Annotated in this window: 13 protein-coding genes, 1 rRNA gene and 1 other annotated feature; of the genes, 2 read left to right on the forward strand and 12 right to left on the reverse strand. The window is 40.3% G+C overall.

Going from position 1 to position 16,335, the window contains the following annotated elements:
- Positions 1 to 46: 46 nt before the first annotated feature.
- Genes CBM15_RS18735 through CBM15_RS18765 form a run of 7 tightly spaced genes read right to left on the reverse strand, consistent with a single transcriptional unit; the run spans position 47 to position 7,033 of the window.
- On the reverse strand, positions 47 to 1,141 hold the full coding sequence (locus tag CBM15_RS18735) for a zinc-binding dehydrogenase (protein ID WP_087618638.1): 1,095 nt from the start codon (positions 1,139 to 1,141) through the stop codon (positions 47 to 49).
- Positions 1,142 to 1,182: 41 nt separating this feature from the next.
- Positions 1,183 to 2,544, reverse strand: a complete 1,362-nt coding sequence (locus tag CBM15_RS18740; protein ID WP_087618639.1) for an MmgE/PrpD family protein — start codon at positions 2,542 to 2,544, stop codon at positions 1,183 to 1,185.
- Complete coding sequence (locus CBM15_RS18745) at positions 2,531 to 3,673, reverse strand: CaiB/BaiF CoA transferase family protein (RefSeq protein WP_087618640.1); 1,143 nt, start codon at positions 3,671 to 3,673, stop codon at positions 2,531 to 2,533. Before CBM15_RS18745 ends, CBM15_RS18740 begins: the two co-directional genes overlap by 14 nt.
- An 11-nt stretch (positions 3,674 to 3,684) precedes the next feature.
- Positions 3,685 to 4,536 carry a hydroxymethylglutaryl-CoA lyase gene (locus CBM15_RS18750; protein WP_087618641.1) on the reverse strand — a complete coding sequence of 284 codons (852 nt, stop codon included), beginning with the start codon at positions 4,534 to 4,536 and terminating at the stop codon, positions 3,685 to 3,687.
- Between the two features lie 10 nt (positions 4,537 to 4,546).
- Complete coding sequence (locus tag CBM15_RS18755) at positions 4,547 to 5,713, reverse strand: acyl-CoA dehydrogenase family protein (protein ID WP_087618642.1); 1,167 nt, start codon at positions 5,711 to 5,713, stop codon at positions 4,547 to 4,549.
- Between the two features lie 11 nt (positions 5,714 to 5,724).
- Entirely contained in the window at positions 5,725 to 6,501 is a 777-nt protein-coding gene (locus tag CBM15_RS18760) for an enoyl-CoA hydratase/isomerase family protein (protein WP_087618643.1), read from the reverse strand.
- A gap of 4 nt (positions 6,502 to 6,505) precedes the next feature.
- On the reverse strand, positions 6,506 to 7,033 hold the full coding sequence (locus tag CBM15_RS18765; RefSeq protein WP_193433815.1) for a MaoC family dehydratase: 528 nt from the start codon (positions 7,031 to 7,033) through the stop codon (positions 6,506 to 6,508).
- An 84-nt stretch (positions 7,034 to 7,117) separates the two neighbouring features.
- On the opposite strand from CBM15_RS18765, the gene CBM15_RS18770 reads away from it, so the two are divergent.
- Positions 7,118 to 7,762, forward strand: a complete 645-nt coding sequence (locus CBM15_RS18770; RefSeq protein WP_008408594.1) for a GntR family transcriptional regulator — start codon at positions 7,118 to 7,120, stop codon at positions 7,760 to 7,762.
- Positions 7,763 to 7,931: 169 nt separating this feature from the next.
- Here the strand turns inward: CBM15_RS18770 and serS are convergent, their stop codons facing one another.
- Positions 7,932 to 9,224 (reverse strand): serine--tRNA ligase, encoded by a 1,293-nt coding sequence (serS, locus tag CBM15_RS18775; RefSeq protein ID WP_087618645.1) that lies wholly within the window; start codon positions 9,222 to 9,224, stop codon positions 7,932 to 7,934.
- A gap of 97 nt (positions 9,225 to 9,321) precedes the next feature.
- Positions 9,322 to 9,536, reverse strand: a binding site (T-box leader).
- A gap of 156 nt (positions 9,537 to 9,692) precedes the next feature.
- On the opposite strand from serS, the gene pdxR reads away from it, so the two are divergent.
- Positions 9,693 to 11,096: a MocR-like pyridoxine biosynthesis transcription factor PdxR gene (gene pdxR / locus CBM15_RS18780; protein WP_087618646.1), complete on the forward strand. Its 1,404-nt coding sequence runs from the start codon at positions 9,693 to 9,695 to the stop codon at positions 11,094 to 11,096.
- A 40-nt stretch (positions 11,097 to 11,136) separates the two neighbouring features.
- Here pdxR and asnB read toward each other — a convergent pair whose 3' ends face one another.
- The 4 genes from asnB to rrf all read right to left on the reverse strand — a co-directional run.
- Positions 11,137 to 12,963: an asparagine synthase (glutamine-hydrolyzing) gene (gene asnB, locus CBM15_RS18785; RefSeq protein ID WP_087618647.1), complete on the reverse strand. Its 1,827-nt coding sequence runs from the start codon at positions 12,961 to 12,963 to the stop codon at positions 11,137 to 11,139.
- Between the two features lie 131 nt (positions 12,964 to 13,094).
- Positions 13,095 to 14,432 carry a D-alanyl-D-alanine carboxypeptidase family protein gene (locus tag CBM15_RS18790; protein ID WP_087618648.1) on the reverse strand — a complete coding sequence of 446 codons (1,338 nt, stop codon included), beginning with the start codon at positions 14,430 to 14,432 and terminating at the stop codon, positions 13,095 to 13,097.
- Between the two features lie 135 nt (positions 14,433 to 14,567).
- Positions 14,568 to 16,034, reverse strand: coding sequence for an IMP dehydrogenase (gene guaB / locus CBM15_RS18795; protein WP_087618649.1), 1,467 nt, complete (start codon positions 16,032 to 16,034; stop codon positions 14,568 to 14,570).
- Positions 16,035 to 16,222: 188 nt separating this feature from the next.
- Positions 16,223 to 16,335: ribosomal RNA gene (gene rrf, locus CBM15_RS18800) — 5S ribosomal RNA — on the reverse strand; the annotation flags it as partial.

Below are 16,335 nucleotides of genomic sequence, written 5' to 3' on the forward strand. Positions count from 1 at the left end.
TTTGCAAGCGTAAATCCACCGTCACCACCTTTCAAGGTCCATACTTTTAAGTCGGAATGATCGTGGCACGTATAACCGTACGTTTTGCGGATTCATCCAACGCTATTTTAATTTCCTCAAAACTAAAGCTTGCATCCAATAATGTTTCAAACGGGTAGCGGTCAATATTGCGCTCCAGGAAGTCGAGTGCCTTTTTTAAATACCAAGGATTGTAGCGCAGAACGGGAATAATTTGAATTGCTTTACGCGTTAAATAACCAGGATCAAATTCCACCGTTTGTCCAGGTGAGATATTGCCGATTACAATATAACGGCCGCCAGCTCGAATATACTCCACACCTTCAGCAAAAGCCTGAGGAACACCTGCTACTTCGAGGGCAACATCCACTCCTTGATTTCCTGTCAGACGCATAATTTGTGCAACACGCTGTTCAACCGTTGGAAAGTCCGATATTAAAATTACTTCATCTGCACCAAATGCCTTTGCCTGATCTAAACGGCTTTCAACACCATCTACTACAATGACTTTCAATTGCTTTTCTTTCGCAACAGCAATCGCATTCAATCCGAGTCCGCCCGCGCCTTGAATAAGAATTGTTTCCCCTGAGACAACATTTCCTTGCTCCAGCCCAAAATACACCTGGGATAATGCACAGTTTGCGCTTGCTGCGACACTGTTTGATATATTGTCTGGTACTTTATAAAAATACTGATCGGAATGAATATAATAATGCGTACCGAATGTCCCATGGAAATGCGGTGCTTCCTCTGTCGGTAAACGCCAATACTTATAAGCATTTTCACATAAGTTAAATTGTCCATGCTGACAAGGCGGACATTTACGGCAAGTCAAAAAGTAAGCACTTACAATTCGGTCCCCGACTTTTACAGGGGTACCCGCAAAATCAGTCTCGACTCCTTCACCTAACGCATGAATTTCACCTATCATTTCATGTCCTAAAGCCCCACTGCGAATGACCGGATGATGCCCTTTCCATATATGCAGTTCGGATCCGCAAATATTTGTTTGAATGATTTTTACAATTACCGCTCCTGGTGCCGGCTCCACCAATGGATACTCTTTAAAAACGAGTTCCATCGGGGATGTCATTTCGGCAACTCTTCCCTTCGTCTCACACATGCGCTCACTCACCCTTCATTTTTCTGAAAATTGAATAGCTACTACACAATCGAAATATGCTCTACGGGGTGTAATGTACGGATTAACTGCTGTACTTGGATCGTTTCTAAATGTAATAAGTCATGAATAATTTTTTCTTTATGCGCCTCTTCTAAAGGCACTAAACTATTGAACTTATTAATAAAGTCCTGATCTGTTAATGCATTTTCCGGATCTCCTTTAGGAAATCTGCTTTGCACAACGTCACTTGAACCATCCTGCCAATGAATTTGAATTTTCGCGCCCCACTCTTGCGGGTATTGACTGTTAATATTTTCATCTACAGATACGGTCAGCTTTTCCATCAGCTTTCGAATGGTTGGGTCTTGCAATGTATCTGCATTGAAGGCATCAAACCCTCCTTCACCGGATAACGCTAAAGCAACACAAAATTGCATACTGAACTTTGCCGCATAGATTGTTTGCGGATTTTTTGCATCCGTAATATCCAGCGCCACCTGATATGCTCCTACTTCGACTGACTTTATAAAATCGATGCCACTTTTCTCTACTTTTTTATGCAGTTCAAGCGCCAAGTCCATTGCGGCATGTGTATGACGACAAGATGCATGGACTTTGAAGGCATTTTCGGTAATTTTGTATTGCTGACCTAATTTTTCGGTCATACGTGTTACATCGTACTCGTCACTCATTGCTTCAAAAAATCCTCTACGTCCTTCCAAAATGGCTGTTGCTCCTGTAAAACCCTGCTGTGCTAACAGAGCACTTAAAATACCATTCATCGCTGCTTTACCAGGATGCAATTGCTTGCTCATGGCGCCATCCTCGATAAATTCCCACAACCCTGCAGCTTGAGTGCCGGCAGAACCAAATGCTTGGACAATTTGTTCTTTGGATAAATCCAATAACTTTGCCACTGCTGCTGCCGCGCCGAATGTTCCGCAGGTTGCCGTATTATGAAAGTAGTAATAGTGGGAAGGCGTCACCGTTTCTCCTACGCGAAACGCCACTTCATATCCAACAATAATGGCCTCGATCAATTGTTTGCCGGATAAATTTTTCCATTCTGCAATGGCAATTGCTGCAGGCATAATAACAGTTGCCGCATGCACAATGGATGCTTTATGAATATCGTCGAGCTCTATTACGTGACTCGCGCCGCCATTAATGAACGCCGCATTTGTTATGCTCGTTTTCAATCCCGTTACTGCCGTTGCCTGTTGTTCTCCGCCTATTAATTGCGCGACTTGTTCCATCATCCGAACAGGTTCTGCTTCCTGACCTTTCAGTAAAGACGAATAATAGTCGACAATGCATAGCTTCGTAAACTGCACAACATCCTGCGGTATATCATCGAAACGTACATCCGCAATATATTGTGCCAACTGCTCACTTAATGTCATGAACATAATCCCTCCCTAACAGTTCTTCATTATGCTCCCCTAACAATGGTGCAGGGGCGGTAGGTGTTAAATCACAATTTGAAAACGTTAGAGGAATTCTCGTTGCATACATTTCCTTATCACGTATATGTGGTAGACGTACAATCAGTTTGTTTTCTATTTGCTGCGGATCTACAAGTACATCTTTCATTGTTTTCACTTGCGCTACTGGTACACCGCCAGCTTCCAGTGCTTGAATGAGTGCCTCGCTTTTTTCCGTCATTGTTATTTGTTCAATTTCCTTACTAAGAAGTAAACGGTTTTTAACTCGTTCTTCGTTCGTATGGTAGCGGACATCTTCAATCCATTCGTGTTTTTGCAATACTTCGCAAAGTTTTTCGAATAATTTATTGTTCGAGATGCCGATCATGATGGCACCATCTGCGGTTTGAAATGCCCCATAAGGCGCAAATGCCCCATGATTGGAACCTAGTTTTTCAGGATTTTCACCTGTTAACTTTGTTGAAAGTAAATGATAGTTCGCCCAAAATACCCCGGTCTCATACAAAGAGGTCGACACAAGGCTGCCCTCATCAGTTTTATGACGTTGTAAAATGGCTGATACAATACCAAGCGCCCCCCACATGGCACTTCCCTGATCAATTAATGAAACCGGCACTCTTGCTAAATCAGTACTTCCTGTAATACTCATAATGCCTGTTTCAGCTTGCATAATGGCATCATAGCCCGGATATTTTTTCTTTGGACCGTTTTGGCCATAGGCGGATAGCGAACAATAGATTAGTTTCGGATTGATTTTCTTTACCGCTTCATAATCGATGCCTAGTTTTTTTGCTACACCCAACCGGTAATTTTCCACGAAGACATCTGCTGTTTTTATGAGTCCCATTAACTTTCCACGGTCAGAATCTTCTTTCATGTTGAGGGTGACCGATTTTTTTTGCCTGTTAATATTCAAAAAATACACGCCATCTTCCTGAAATTTAGGCTCCATCTTCCTCGCTTCATCGCCACTCAGCTTTTCTACTTTGATCACTTCGGCTCCTAAATCGGCTAAAATCATTGTTAATGTCGGCCCTGAAATATTTGTTGTCATATCGAGAACACGTATCCCTTGTAATGGTTTCATTTCAGCCCTCCTTAAACTAAACTGTAAGCGAAATTTGCCACGTCCTTTAATTTCCCCTGGCGGATATTTGTTTTTACTTCCATCGCTTCAAACAGCTCCACCACTTTCTCTGTTGCTACATTTCCAGTAGCCCCAGGTGAGAACGGACAACCGCCAAGACCAGCAATCGAACTATCAAACTTCTCAATTCCCGCATTTAATGCGGCAATAATATTTGCATAGGCAAAACCGTTTGTATCATGGAAATGAGCCACGAATGTTGTATCCGGAAAATCTTTTTTCAATGCGCTGAACCGTTCATACACAATGCGCGGATTTGCCTGTCCATTCGTATCACCAATTGAAATTTCATCAGCCCCGTCATTTACAAATTGCGCTACGACCCGCTTAACTTGCTCATAGGAAATGGCTCCTTCATACGGACAGCTAAAACACATTGACACATAGCCACGAATAAACTTTTTCTGAGCTTTTGCATGCCGGAACATTTCGCTGCATTCTGCCAAAGACTCTTCAATGGAACGTTTAATATTTTTTTGGTTGAATGTCTCACTTGCCCCGACGAATACCGCAATCTGCGGTACACCTGCATCAATGGCACGCTCCAGTGCTTTCATATTTGGGGTTAAAGCGATATATTCCATCCCCAGTTCATTGCAAAATGCCGTAATTTCCTGTGCGTCCGCCATTTGCGGGACAATTTTCGGATGAACAAACGATGCCGTTTCAATACGCTGAAAGCCCGCTTCATATAATTGCTTGATTAACTGTTTCTTTTCCTCTGTTGGCACAAAGCGTGATTCATTTTGCAAACCGTCGCGTGGACCTACTTCAATAATTTCAACTTGCTTTGGAAAGTGCATGATTTTCACCTCAATAAGATTTTGGAAGTTTTAATATATGTTCTCCGACGTATGATAAAATCAGGTTTGTTGAAATTGGAGCTACTTGATAGAGCCGTGTCTCTTTAAATTTCCGCTCAATATCATATTCTGCGGCAAAGCCAAAGCCGCCATATGTTTGAATGGCTACATTGGCTGCCTCCCATGATGCATCTGCAGCGAGTAACTTCGCCATATTGGCCTCTGCCCCGCAAGCTTGCCGGCGATCATAAAGTTCCGCAGCTTTTATGCGCATTAAGTCTGCCGCTTCAATATGGATGTGCGCCTGGGCAATCGGAAATTGTATTCCTTGGTTTTGACCGATTGGACGATCAAAAACAACCCGTTCTTTTGCATAATTTGTTGCCCGTTCAATAAACCAGCGACCATCACCGATACATTCCGCAGCAATTAAAATCCGCTCTGCATTCATTCCGTCCAAAATATAGCGGAATCCTTTTCCTTCTTCACCAATCAAATTTTCTACCGGCACCCTTAAGTTGTCGATAAATAATTCTGTTGTCGCATGGTTCATCATTGTTTTGATTGGTCGTATTTCTAAACCATTTCCAACTGCTTCATTCAAATCAACAATTAATACGGACAAGCCGTCACTTTTTTTAACGCATTGGTCTTTCGCTGTTGTACGAACTAGTAGAATCATTAAATCCGAATGCTCTGCACGGGAAATGAATACCTTTTGACCATTCACGATATAATGGTCGCCATCGCGTTTTGCAAACGTTTTTAAGTTTGTTGTGTCCGTGCCAGTATTAGGCTCTGTCACCCCAAATGCTTGTAAACGAAGCGATCCGTCCGCAATCTTCGGCAAATATTTTTCCTTTTGTGCCGGAGAACCATGCCGTAAAATTGTTCCCATCGTATACATTTGTGCATGACATGCGCCCGCATTCCCGCCTGAGCGGTTAATCTCTTCTAAAATTACGGATGCTTCCAGTATTCCTAAACCCGACCCACCATATTGTTCAGGTATTAAAGCTCCTAAAAAGCCTGCCTGCGTGATCGCCTCCACAAATTCGGTTGGATATCCGTCGATCTCATCCAACTTCCTCCAGTATTCATCATCAAAACGTTTACAAACTGCTCTTACACCTTCACGAAGTTCTTCTAAAAATGCCAGATTCTCTGTTAACATCATTTGAGTTCCTCCTATCGTCCGATAAAATTAGGTTTTCTTTTTTCGTTAAATGCTAAAATACCTTCTATTCGATCCTCAGAAGCAATAACCTCGTTGTAAGTTTCGATTTCAATACGGAATGCTTCAGATGCTTCCAATGAACTGACTTCTGCTACTTTCTTAACACCTTGAACTCCTAAAGGTGCATTGCCTGCAATTTTTCCGGCTAACTCAATTGCGGTACTCATTACATCTTCTGATTCGACAATTCGATTAAATAACCCTGCGTTCTGTGCTTCTTCTGCGGATACAATCCTACCTGTAAATAGCCATTCTTTTGCGATATGAAGCGGTATACGTTTTGGCAGTAGACGTGCTCCCCCTCCGCCTGGCATAATACCTCGGGTAACCTCTGTTAGCCCTACTTTTGTATTTTTACCAGCAACGATTAAGTCCATATTCAATGCAAGTTCAAACCCTCCTGCAAGTGTATAGCCATTGATGGCAGCAATGGTAGGTTGCTTGCAATTGGCTACTGCCTGGAACATTTGTTCAAATAAATGATGCTGTTTTGTCCACTCTGCCTCACTCATCCCTTTCCGTTCTTTTAAATCCGCGCCTGAACAAAAGGCATCTTCAGTGGAGGAAGTTAAAATGACGACGCGTACCGGCTGCTCATTGAATGACTGAAATACAGTTAACAGCTGCTTCGCCATATCCGTGTTAAATGCATGGCGCATCTCCGGTCGGTTTAACGTAACAATCGCAATTTTCTCTTCATATTCATATGAAACTTGAATATATTCCATTCGTTCACTTCCCGTCCTGTGAGATTACTTGATTGATCAAAGGCTTCATGATATTTGGTGCATAGCCCTTTTTATAAATCATCATCGTGCGTTTAAAATGAATGACAATTTGCCCGTCCTGATTGTAGCCGGTTGTTTTCACTTCGATAATTCCGACGTTATTCCGCTTAGCACTCTCCCTTTTCGATAAGATTTCTGTATAGGAGTAAATAGTATCGCCTTCAAAAACCGGGTGCGGAAGCCGAACTTCATCCCATCCAAGATTGGCCATTACATTTTGGGAAATATCCGAAACAGATTGTCCCGTTACAAGAGCAATGGTAAATGCGGAATTCACAATTGCCTTTTGAAACTCTGTTTGCTTTGCGTAATGGTGATCAAAATGAATAGGGTTAGTATTTTGCGTCAGCTGTGTAAACCAGCTATTATCGGTCTGCGAAATTGTTCTGCCTAACGCATGTGCAATTTTATCGCCTACTTCAAAGTCTTCATAAAACCGTCCTTGCCATCCAATTTGAATTTGTTGCTCCATCACAACATCCCCCTTTAAAGTTTGCATAGTTTTCCTGTATATTGTATATTGGATCCAAAATACAACACACAATGAGGTGTTTTTATGAAATTTGATCATGATTTAACTGCTGAAACATTACCCTCGAAAATTTACCGGATTCTGCGTGAAGCAATTATTAAAGGTCAGCTACAACCTGGCGAACGCCTAGTCCAGGATGAATTGGCGAAGACATTAAACGTTAGCAGAATGCCAATCCGGGAAGCGATAAAACAGTTGGCTGCTGAAGGCTATGTCACAGTTGAGCCGCATAAAGGGGCTGTCGTCAAACAATTTACAATACACGAACTGGAAGAGATTTATTTTTTACGAGCAAAATTTGAGCCACTGGCGGCTGCCGAAAGTTTGAAAACGATGTCACCACAACTAGTAAATCAGTTGCGTGATCTTAACGAGAAAATGAAGAAAACGGATGATACAGATGAATATATTCAGCTTAATATTCAATTTCATCATCTGTTAATAAAAGACTGTCCTTGGGGGAAATTAAATAATATTATTGAAAATTTGTGGACCGGTTTCCCTCAGCAAACACCACATCTTTTACCTAACCAAATTGCTACTTCCATTAGCGAACACGATTTAATGGTGGAAGCTTTGGCTAACAATAACATCGAGCTTACATGCCAATTACTAGAGCAACATATTACACGTGCAAAATATGATGTCCTTAAAAACTTTATTCAATAAAATCTAGGAATCTTAAAATATTGTATCCAATATCCTATTTTCTCGAATATAACAAAATATTCTCGTTTTGTAAAACAAATTACTAAATATTCCGAAATATTTTTACCGTAGAAAATAAAAAAAGTGTGTTGAAATTGTTGTTTCAACACACTTTTTAATTTACATGAAATTATTTTGCAATAATGATTTCTACGCCACCCATGTATGGACGTAATACTTCCGGAATAACAACAGAACCATCTTCTTGCTGGTAATTTTCCAAAATCGCCGCTACTGTACGACCAATTGCTAGACCTGAACCGTTTAATGTATGAACGAATTCCGGTTTTGCTCCTGCTTCACGACGGAAACGGATATTGGCACGACGCGCTTGGAAATCTTCGAAGTTTGAACAAGAAGAAATTTCACGGTACATGTTTTGAGCTGGAATCCATACTTCTAAATCGTATTTTTTCGCAGCTGTGAACCCTAAATCAGCTGTACACATTTTTAATTTACGGTATGGTAATCCTAAAAGCTGTAATACCTTTTCAGCATGACCTGTTAAAATTTCAAGTTGCTCATAAGATTCTTCCGGTTTAACGAAGCGAACTAATTCTACTTTATTGAACTGATGCTGACGGATCAGTCCACGTGTATCACGACCTGCAGAGCCTGCTTCTGAACGGAAGTTAGCGCTGAATGCAGAGAACGCTTGCGGCAGCATATCCGCTGATAAAATTTCATCACGGTAATAGTTTGTTACCGGTACTTCAGCAGTTGGAATCAGGTAATAATCCATTTCATCTTCTTCACGAACTAATTTAAATACATCTTCTTCAAACTTCGGTAATTGGCCTGTACCTGTCAGTGAATCGCGGTTAACGATTTGCGGTGGCAGCATTTCTGTATAGCCATGCTGGTCTGAATGAAGATCCATCATGAAGTTCAGTAAAGCACGCTCTAAACGTGCGCCTAAACCTTTATAGAACAAGAAACGGCTTCCCGTAACTTTAGCTCCGCGCTCAAAGTCTACGATATCTAATTCTTTGGCAATATCCCAATGTGCTTTTGCTTCAAAATTAAATGCCGGCACATCGCCCCAAGTGTACTCTTCCACATTATCATCTTCTTCTGTGCCAACAGGTACTGATTCATGCGGGATATTCGGCAAACGCATCATCATATCTTTAAATTCATCTTCAATGGCATTTAACTCGGCATCCAATGCTTTAATTTCATCGCCTACTTCGCGCATACGTGCAATTACTTCTGATGCATCTTCTTTGTTGCGTTTCATAACAGAAATTTGCTCAGACACTTTATTGCGCTCTGCTTTCAATACTTCTGTTTTGGCGATTAATTCACGACGCTTCGTATCTAAGCTTTCGAAGTTGTCCAAATTCCCTAAATCTTCATTACGTGTAAGAAGCATACGTTTTACTTCTTCAAAATTGTCACGGACGCGTTTAATATCTAACATAGTTTTTTCCTCCTAAAATTTATGAAATGATGATCTTGAGCACTTTAATACATTAATGTACTAGCGGATTAAATACAAAAAAGCCCTCAATCCCTATGAAAGGGACGAGAGCTACCCGCGTTGCCACCCTAATTGAATAGAAAAAATCTATTCCTCTTAACAATTAACGACTTTGGTAAGCCGGCTTCCACCTACTAGTATTTCGGAAAAAGCATCTCAAGGACGGATTCACAAGTGTCTTTATCAGCTTCCACCAACCGCTGACTCTCTGAAAAAAACGGGCTTGCTACTACTTCCTATCATCGAATTCATTTATAAATTTAACCATACTGTACTATAAAACCATATACATTTGCAAGTTCCGATGAAAACATTCATTAATTTTCTACATCGTGCTATACTTTTCTGACAACATCAATATTAGTTAAAATTGAAATTTCATTAAGGCTACATAAGGAGGATAAGAAAATGCTTTTCTTTCAGCTTCAAAAGGACCATACGATTCCACTATATGAACAACTGTATATCGGCATAAAAAATGCGATTACTAACAACCAGCTGGCTGTAGGTGTGCGTTTGCCTTCTAAACGGGAACTGGCTGATTTTTTCAATATAAGTCAAACAACCGTCGAGCTCGCCTATTCGCAGCTGTTGGCGGAAGGCTATATTATATCAAAACCGCGTGTCGGTTACTTCGTTGAAGAAATAGATTCATTACCTTACCGCCAAAGTGATATCACGACCAAAGAGATTAAAAAGACAACAGAAACTATGGAATATAAAATTGATTTCTCCTCTGCAAAAATTGATGAGGATGCTTTTCCTTTTACGATATGGCGTAAATATGCGAAGGACGTTCTGGATAGACCTTTCAAACATTTACTGCAAACAGGGGAACGTCAAGGTGAGCATGCACTGCGTATCGAAATTGCAAATTATTTACACCAATCGCGCGGAATCGAATGTGAGCCAGAGCAAATCGTCATTGGTTCCGGTACTGAGCAGTTACTGCCTATGATTTTAAAAATTTTAGATACTAATTCCCAGCTTGCCTTTGAAAATCCAGGTTATTCACCTATTCCACGTCATCAATTGGGGCAGCTCGCTATCCCGATTTCTGTTGATACAGATGGAATTGTTGTTGAACAATTGCAGAAAACGAATGCCAATGTCGTGTATATAACACCTTCACATCAATTCCCGACTGGTGCGGTTCTTTCAGCTAACCGACGGACACAATTATTGAACTGGGCAGCAAAAGCACCAGACCGTTTTATAATTGAAGATGATTACGATAGTGAATTTCGCTATATTGGAAAGCCAATTCCGGCTCTTAGAGGACTTGATGTAAATGATCGTGTCATTTATTTAAGTACCTTTACAAAATCATTGATGCCATCATTGCGAGTCGCTTTTTTCGTCTTGCCGCCGACACTTGTTCAACGCTATCAGGAACATTTCAATTACTATTCTTCTACCGTTCCGCGGTTTGAACAGCATATTTTAGCGAAATTTATGAAAGACGGACACTTTGCCAAACATTTAAACCGTATGCGTAAAATTTACCGCAAAAAGCATGATAAATGCATCGAAGTCTTTTCAAATCATTACCCCCAAATCACGATTTCCGGGGATGCTGCCGGTACAAACATACTTGTTGCCTTCCGTCATGAGAAATCAGAACGGGAACTGCAACAGGTTGCACGCCAGAATGGCATTCATATTTTACCGTTATCGAATTATTATTTAACAGAGCAGCATTACTCCAAAAGAACGTTTTTATTAGGATTTGGCAATTTGCAGCTTCATGATATTGAGCCGAACATTCATCAGCTAATGGAAATTTGGGGGATTTCTAAAAAATTAATATAGAAGGGATTTTTAAAGAGACGTTCCGTATGGGAACGTCTCTTTATGTTGTAATAATATTGATGCGGTATTGCTCGACCCATTCATGTAATTGTATAAAGTAGGCGATGAGCTGAGGCCCCGCCATTAACTGGCCAAACCAAGGAATTTGAAACGATTGGCCATTTGTAGCTAATAATTGCTCTAACTGCTCTTTTTCAAACAATTCATGAAGAACTGAGTGTTTCTGCCTTAAAATTTGCTGCAGTCGCTGATGAACGAGTTCTGTATATTTTGGGTGGTACGTTTTTGGATACGGATTTTTCTTACGTTCCACAACTTCCTTCGGTAAAATATCCTGAAATGCCTTTCGTAAAATCCCCTTTTCCATCCCGCCGCTATTTTTCATTTCCCAAGGAATATTCCATACATACTCAATTATCGTATGATCTGCAAACGGTACCCGGACTTCCATACTTGCGCCCATTGTCATCCGGTCATTTCTCTCCAATAATGTCTGCATAAAAAACTGGTTATTTAAATAAAACAGCTGCTGACGTTCCTGCTCTTCTTTATTTCCTAAAAATGCAGGCATTCCCTTAACTGCCTCTTCATAAGTACTTTGCATAAACTGCGGCAATTGCAGACGCTTTTGCCAATCTGCTTTAAATAACTGTTCACGTTCCTTAGTTGAGCGTAGCCACGGGAATAGTGTTCCTTTTTTCCCTTCATAAAACCATGGGTAACCACCAAATACTTCGTCCGCACATTCACCGGATAACGCTACCGTATGTTCTTTTTTCATCTCTTTGCAGAATAAATAAAACGAGCTGTCGATATCCGCCATACTCGGCATATCTTTTAAACGCATCGCCTGTTCCAGAGCTTCTACTAATTCTTGTTGAGTCAATGTCACTTGTCGGTGTTTTGTCTGAAATGCCTGTTGCATTTTGCCGATCCAGTATTCATCCTGAGTCGTTTGAAATGAATTTTGCATAAAGTGTTGGTCATTTTCTTCAAATGCTACGGAATACGTTGATAATGTTTTCTGTTCTTTCGCTAGTTGCCGAGCAGCAACCGCAGTAATGATACTTGAATCAAGCCCGCCTGAAAGCATTGTACTGAGCGGCACATCACTTATTAATTGACGGATAATCGCATTTGTTACGAGTTCCCGGACATTCTCAATCGTTTCTGCCTCTGAGTGCTCATGTTGTTTACTTTCAATATCCCAATACTGCCAGCTTTTCCTGAAACCCTTCCGCACTATCATTGCATATGCGGGTTTAACTTCCTTAATCCCTTTAAATATGGCATGCCCTACAATACGGGAAGGACCAAGACTGAATAATGCGGCAAGCCCTTCTGCATCAACTTCTGTCTTTACAGCAGGATGTGCCAGGATCCCTTTTATTTCAGAGCTGAACAATAGCCCATCCGGAAGCTCATAGTAAAACAGAGGCTTTACCCCTAGCCGGTCACGACATAGAAACAGCGAGTGCTCCTGCTCATTCCATACAGCAAAAGCAAATATTCCATTTAAGTACTCCATACAGCGTTCTTTCCATTCAACATACGCCATTAAAATGACTTCTGTATCGGATGATGTATAAAAGGAATGGCCTAGACTTTTAAGCTGTTCACGAAGCTCATTTGCATTGTAAACTTCGCCATTGTACACAATGGTCAACTCACCGCGTGTCATTGGCTGGCTTCCCGTCACTAAATCGATAATTGCAAGCCGTTTATGGCCTAATAAAGCATGTTTGCTTATAAAGTACCCTTCACTATCCGGACCTCGGTGTAAAAGCGTCCTCGTCATTTTTTTTATCATCGATTCCTCATTTACTAAATGAGTCGAGAAATCGATCCAACCTGATATTCCACACATGATTATTATCCCTCCATGTATCAATGTATGTTTTGTATGGATTATCGACAAATTGTCCCATTCGAAAAAATTCCTTCTGATAAAAAAAAAGAGCCTTTCTACAAGTGTTTACTTGTAAAAAAGCTCATTTATTATTTAATTAAATTACCTGCAAATCCGAATACACCATCCCATAGGTTACCAAAAAAGCTTCCGATACCTTGGAACATTAATGATATTTTCCCTGCACGTTCTACTGGTTCTGTCGTCACAACATCTGCAACAATACCATTGCCGTCAATATAGCCAAAATCTACACCTTCTGTAGGTGCAAGTACAGCCTGTCCGACAACTTGGTCTTTCTCAATACCTGCTTCAATTTCTTTCTTGTCCAATGTCAATGTCGGAACGTATGAATCTTTATCGCTTGTTTTCACCATTACAGTAACTGGCTCTTTTACAGCAATTTTGACAGAGTCCTCTTTCCCTTTTGTAACAGGAATTGATTTTTGCTCTTCAAATACATAGTTTCCTGGAAGAAGTTCTACTTTTGAAAATTGACCAAATCCATAATCGAATAACTTCGCTGTCGCATCAAAACGTGCTTTATAAGAACCTACACCATTTGAATCCACTGCCTTCATAACAACAGCAATTAAACGTGTATCTCCGCGTTTAGCCGTACCTGTAAACGTATGACCAGCAAAATCTGTCGTACCCGTTTTTAACCCGTCTACGCCTTCATATTCATATACAAGGCCTGGTAGCATGAAGTTCCAGTTGGACATACTAATTGCATCCGAAGTTCCTTCACGGAATACTTTCTTCGGAATCTTTGCTGTTTCTAACATTTCAGGATGATCTTTTAATAAGTTGTAGGCTAATTTTGCTACAGAACGAGCAGGCATAACGTTTTCATCCTTTTCTCCAGTACCTTCTGGATGCATGCCTTGTAAGTCAGCATTATTTAAGCCTGTTGCGTTTACAAACTTGTAATTTTCCAAACCAAGTTCTTCTGCTTTTTTATCCATCAATTTCAGGAATTCTTTTTCTGTACCTGCAATTGTTTCTGCAATCGCAATTGTAGCAGCATTTGCAGAATAGATTGCCATTGCTTCATATAATTCTTTAATCGTATACGTACCATCCGCACGTAACGGCACATTACTTAATAAACGATTTTGGGAAACTTTATATGTATACTCTGTTACATTATATTCCTGATCCCATGAAATTGAGCCTTCTTTGATTGCATCAAGTAATAGATATTCTGTCATCATTTTCGTCATACTTGCAATACCTAAAGCTGTTTCCGCATTTTGCTCATATAAAATTTTTCCTGTATCTGCATCAATCAAAATTGCTGCATCTACCGTTAATCCTAAATCCGTTGCTGCATTTGTCTTAGCAGGTGTTATCGCCAGCATGCTAAGTATTAAAATCGGGATTAAGGCAATACTTAAAACCGTTTGCTTTTTTACCTTCTTCACAAAGCTACCTCCAAATTTTTAATCTTGTCTAACGTCATTTTATCATACATAAGTAGTTGTATGTGACCTTCTGTTAATAAAAAAACGTTACTATCTTCAATTTGACGATAGTAACGTTTGAAAGTTTCCTAGCAATTATTGTAAAGAGTAGTTTGGTGATTCTTTTGTGATTTGTACATCATGTGGATGTGATTCACGTAGTCCTGCACCTGACATTTTGATGAATTGTGATTTTTCACGTAATTGTTCTAAATTCGGTGCACCGCAGTAACCCATTCCGGCACGTACACCACCAACTAATTGATGAATTGTATCTGCTAAAGGCCCTTTGTATGGTAAACGTCCTTCAATTCCTTCTGGAACGAGCTTTTTCGCATCTTCTTGGAAGTAACGGTCTTTAGAACCTTTTTCCATTGCACCAAGTGAACCCATTCCACGGTATACTTTAAAGCGGCGTCCTTGGAAGATTTCTGTTTCACCAGGAGATTCAGACGTTCCTGCTAATAATGAACCTAACATTACAGTATGTCCACCTGCAGCTAAAGCTTTTACGATATCTCCTGAATACTTGATACCGCCATCAGCAATAATTGTTTTACCTAATTCACGAGCAACTGATGCTGCATCGTAAACAGCTGTAATTTGTGGTACACCAACACCTGCAACAATACGAGTTGTACAAATAGAACCAGGTCCGATACCTACTTTTACAACATCGGCACCAGCTTCAAACAGTGCACGTGTCCCTTCAGCTGTTGCAACATTCCCTGCGATAATATCCAAGTCCGGATAAGCTGCACGAATATCTTTGATTGTATTTAAAACTCCCTGAGAATGACCATGTGCTGTATCAATAACAACGATATCCACCTGTGCTTCCACTAACTTAGCAATACGCATCATTGTATCTTTTGAAACTCCAACCGCCGCTCCTACAACTAATCGGCCATGGCTATCTTTCGCGGCATTTGGAAACTCAATTACTTTTTCGATATCTTTAATTGTGATTAAGCCTGTTAACTTCCCAGCTTCATCAACAAGCGGTAACTTTTCGATCTTATATTGCTGAAGAATTTTTTCTGCATCTTCTAAAGTTGTCCCTACAGGAGCAATGATTAAATCTTCTTTTGTCATTACATCATCAATTTTTAATGAGTAATCTGAAATGAAGCGTAAATCACGGTTTGTAATAATACCCACTAACTTCTGATCTTCCATGTTATTTACAATAGGGACACCTGAAATGCGGTATTTGCCCATCAAATGCTCTGCATCGAATACTTGATGTTCTGGTGTAAGGAAGAAAGGATTTGTAATAACGCCATTTTCAGAGCGTTTTACTTTTTCGACTTCTTCTGCTTGTTCATCAATACTCATATTTTTATGAATAATACCAATTCCACCTTGACGAGCCATGGCAATTGCCATTTTTGATTCGGTTACAGTATCCATACCTGCAGAGATTAGCGGAATGTTTAACTTAATGTTGTCAGTCAGATTTACAGACAAATTAACATCTTTCGGTAACACTTCAGAGTGTCCTGGCACTAATAGTACATCATCAAAAGTTAAACCTTCTTTAGCAAATTTTGTTTCCCACATTGTTAAGAATGCCTCCTATTTATAAAAGAATATTATTGTAAGGTTACCTCCGAGGGACATCACTGTCAAGAATCTTTAAAAAATAAAATAATTCGGAATATTATATTATTTGGTTTTTCCTTCGTATGTACAAAAAATAAGTAGTTTATAACAAAAAACCCACTGATTACTCAGTGGGTTTGCGTTGTGCGAAGCGACGTCCTACTCTCACAGGGGGAAGCCCCCAACTACCATCGGCGCTAAAGAGCTTAACTTCCGTGTTCGGTATGGGAACGGGTGTGACCTCTTTGCCATCATCACT

The sequence above is a fragment of the Solibacillus kalamii genome (assembly GCF_002174535.1).
Classification (GTDB): Bacteria; Bacillota; Bacilli; order Bacillales_A; family Planococcaceae; genus Solibacillus; species Solibacillus silvestris.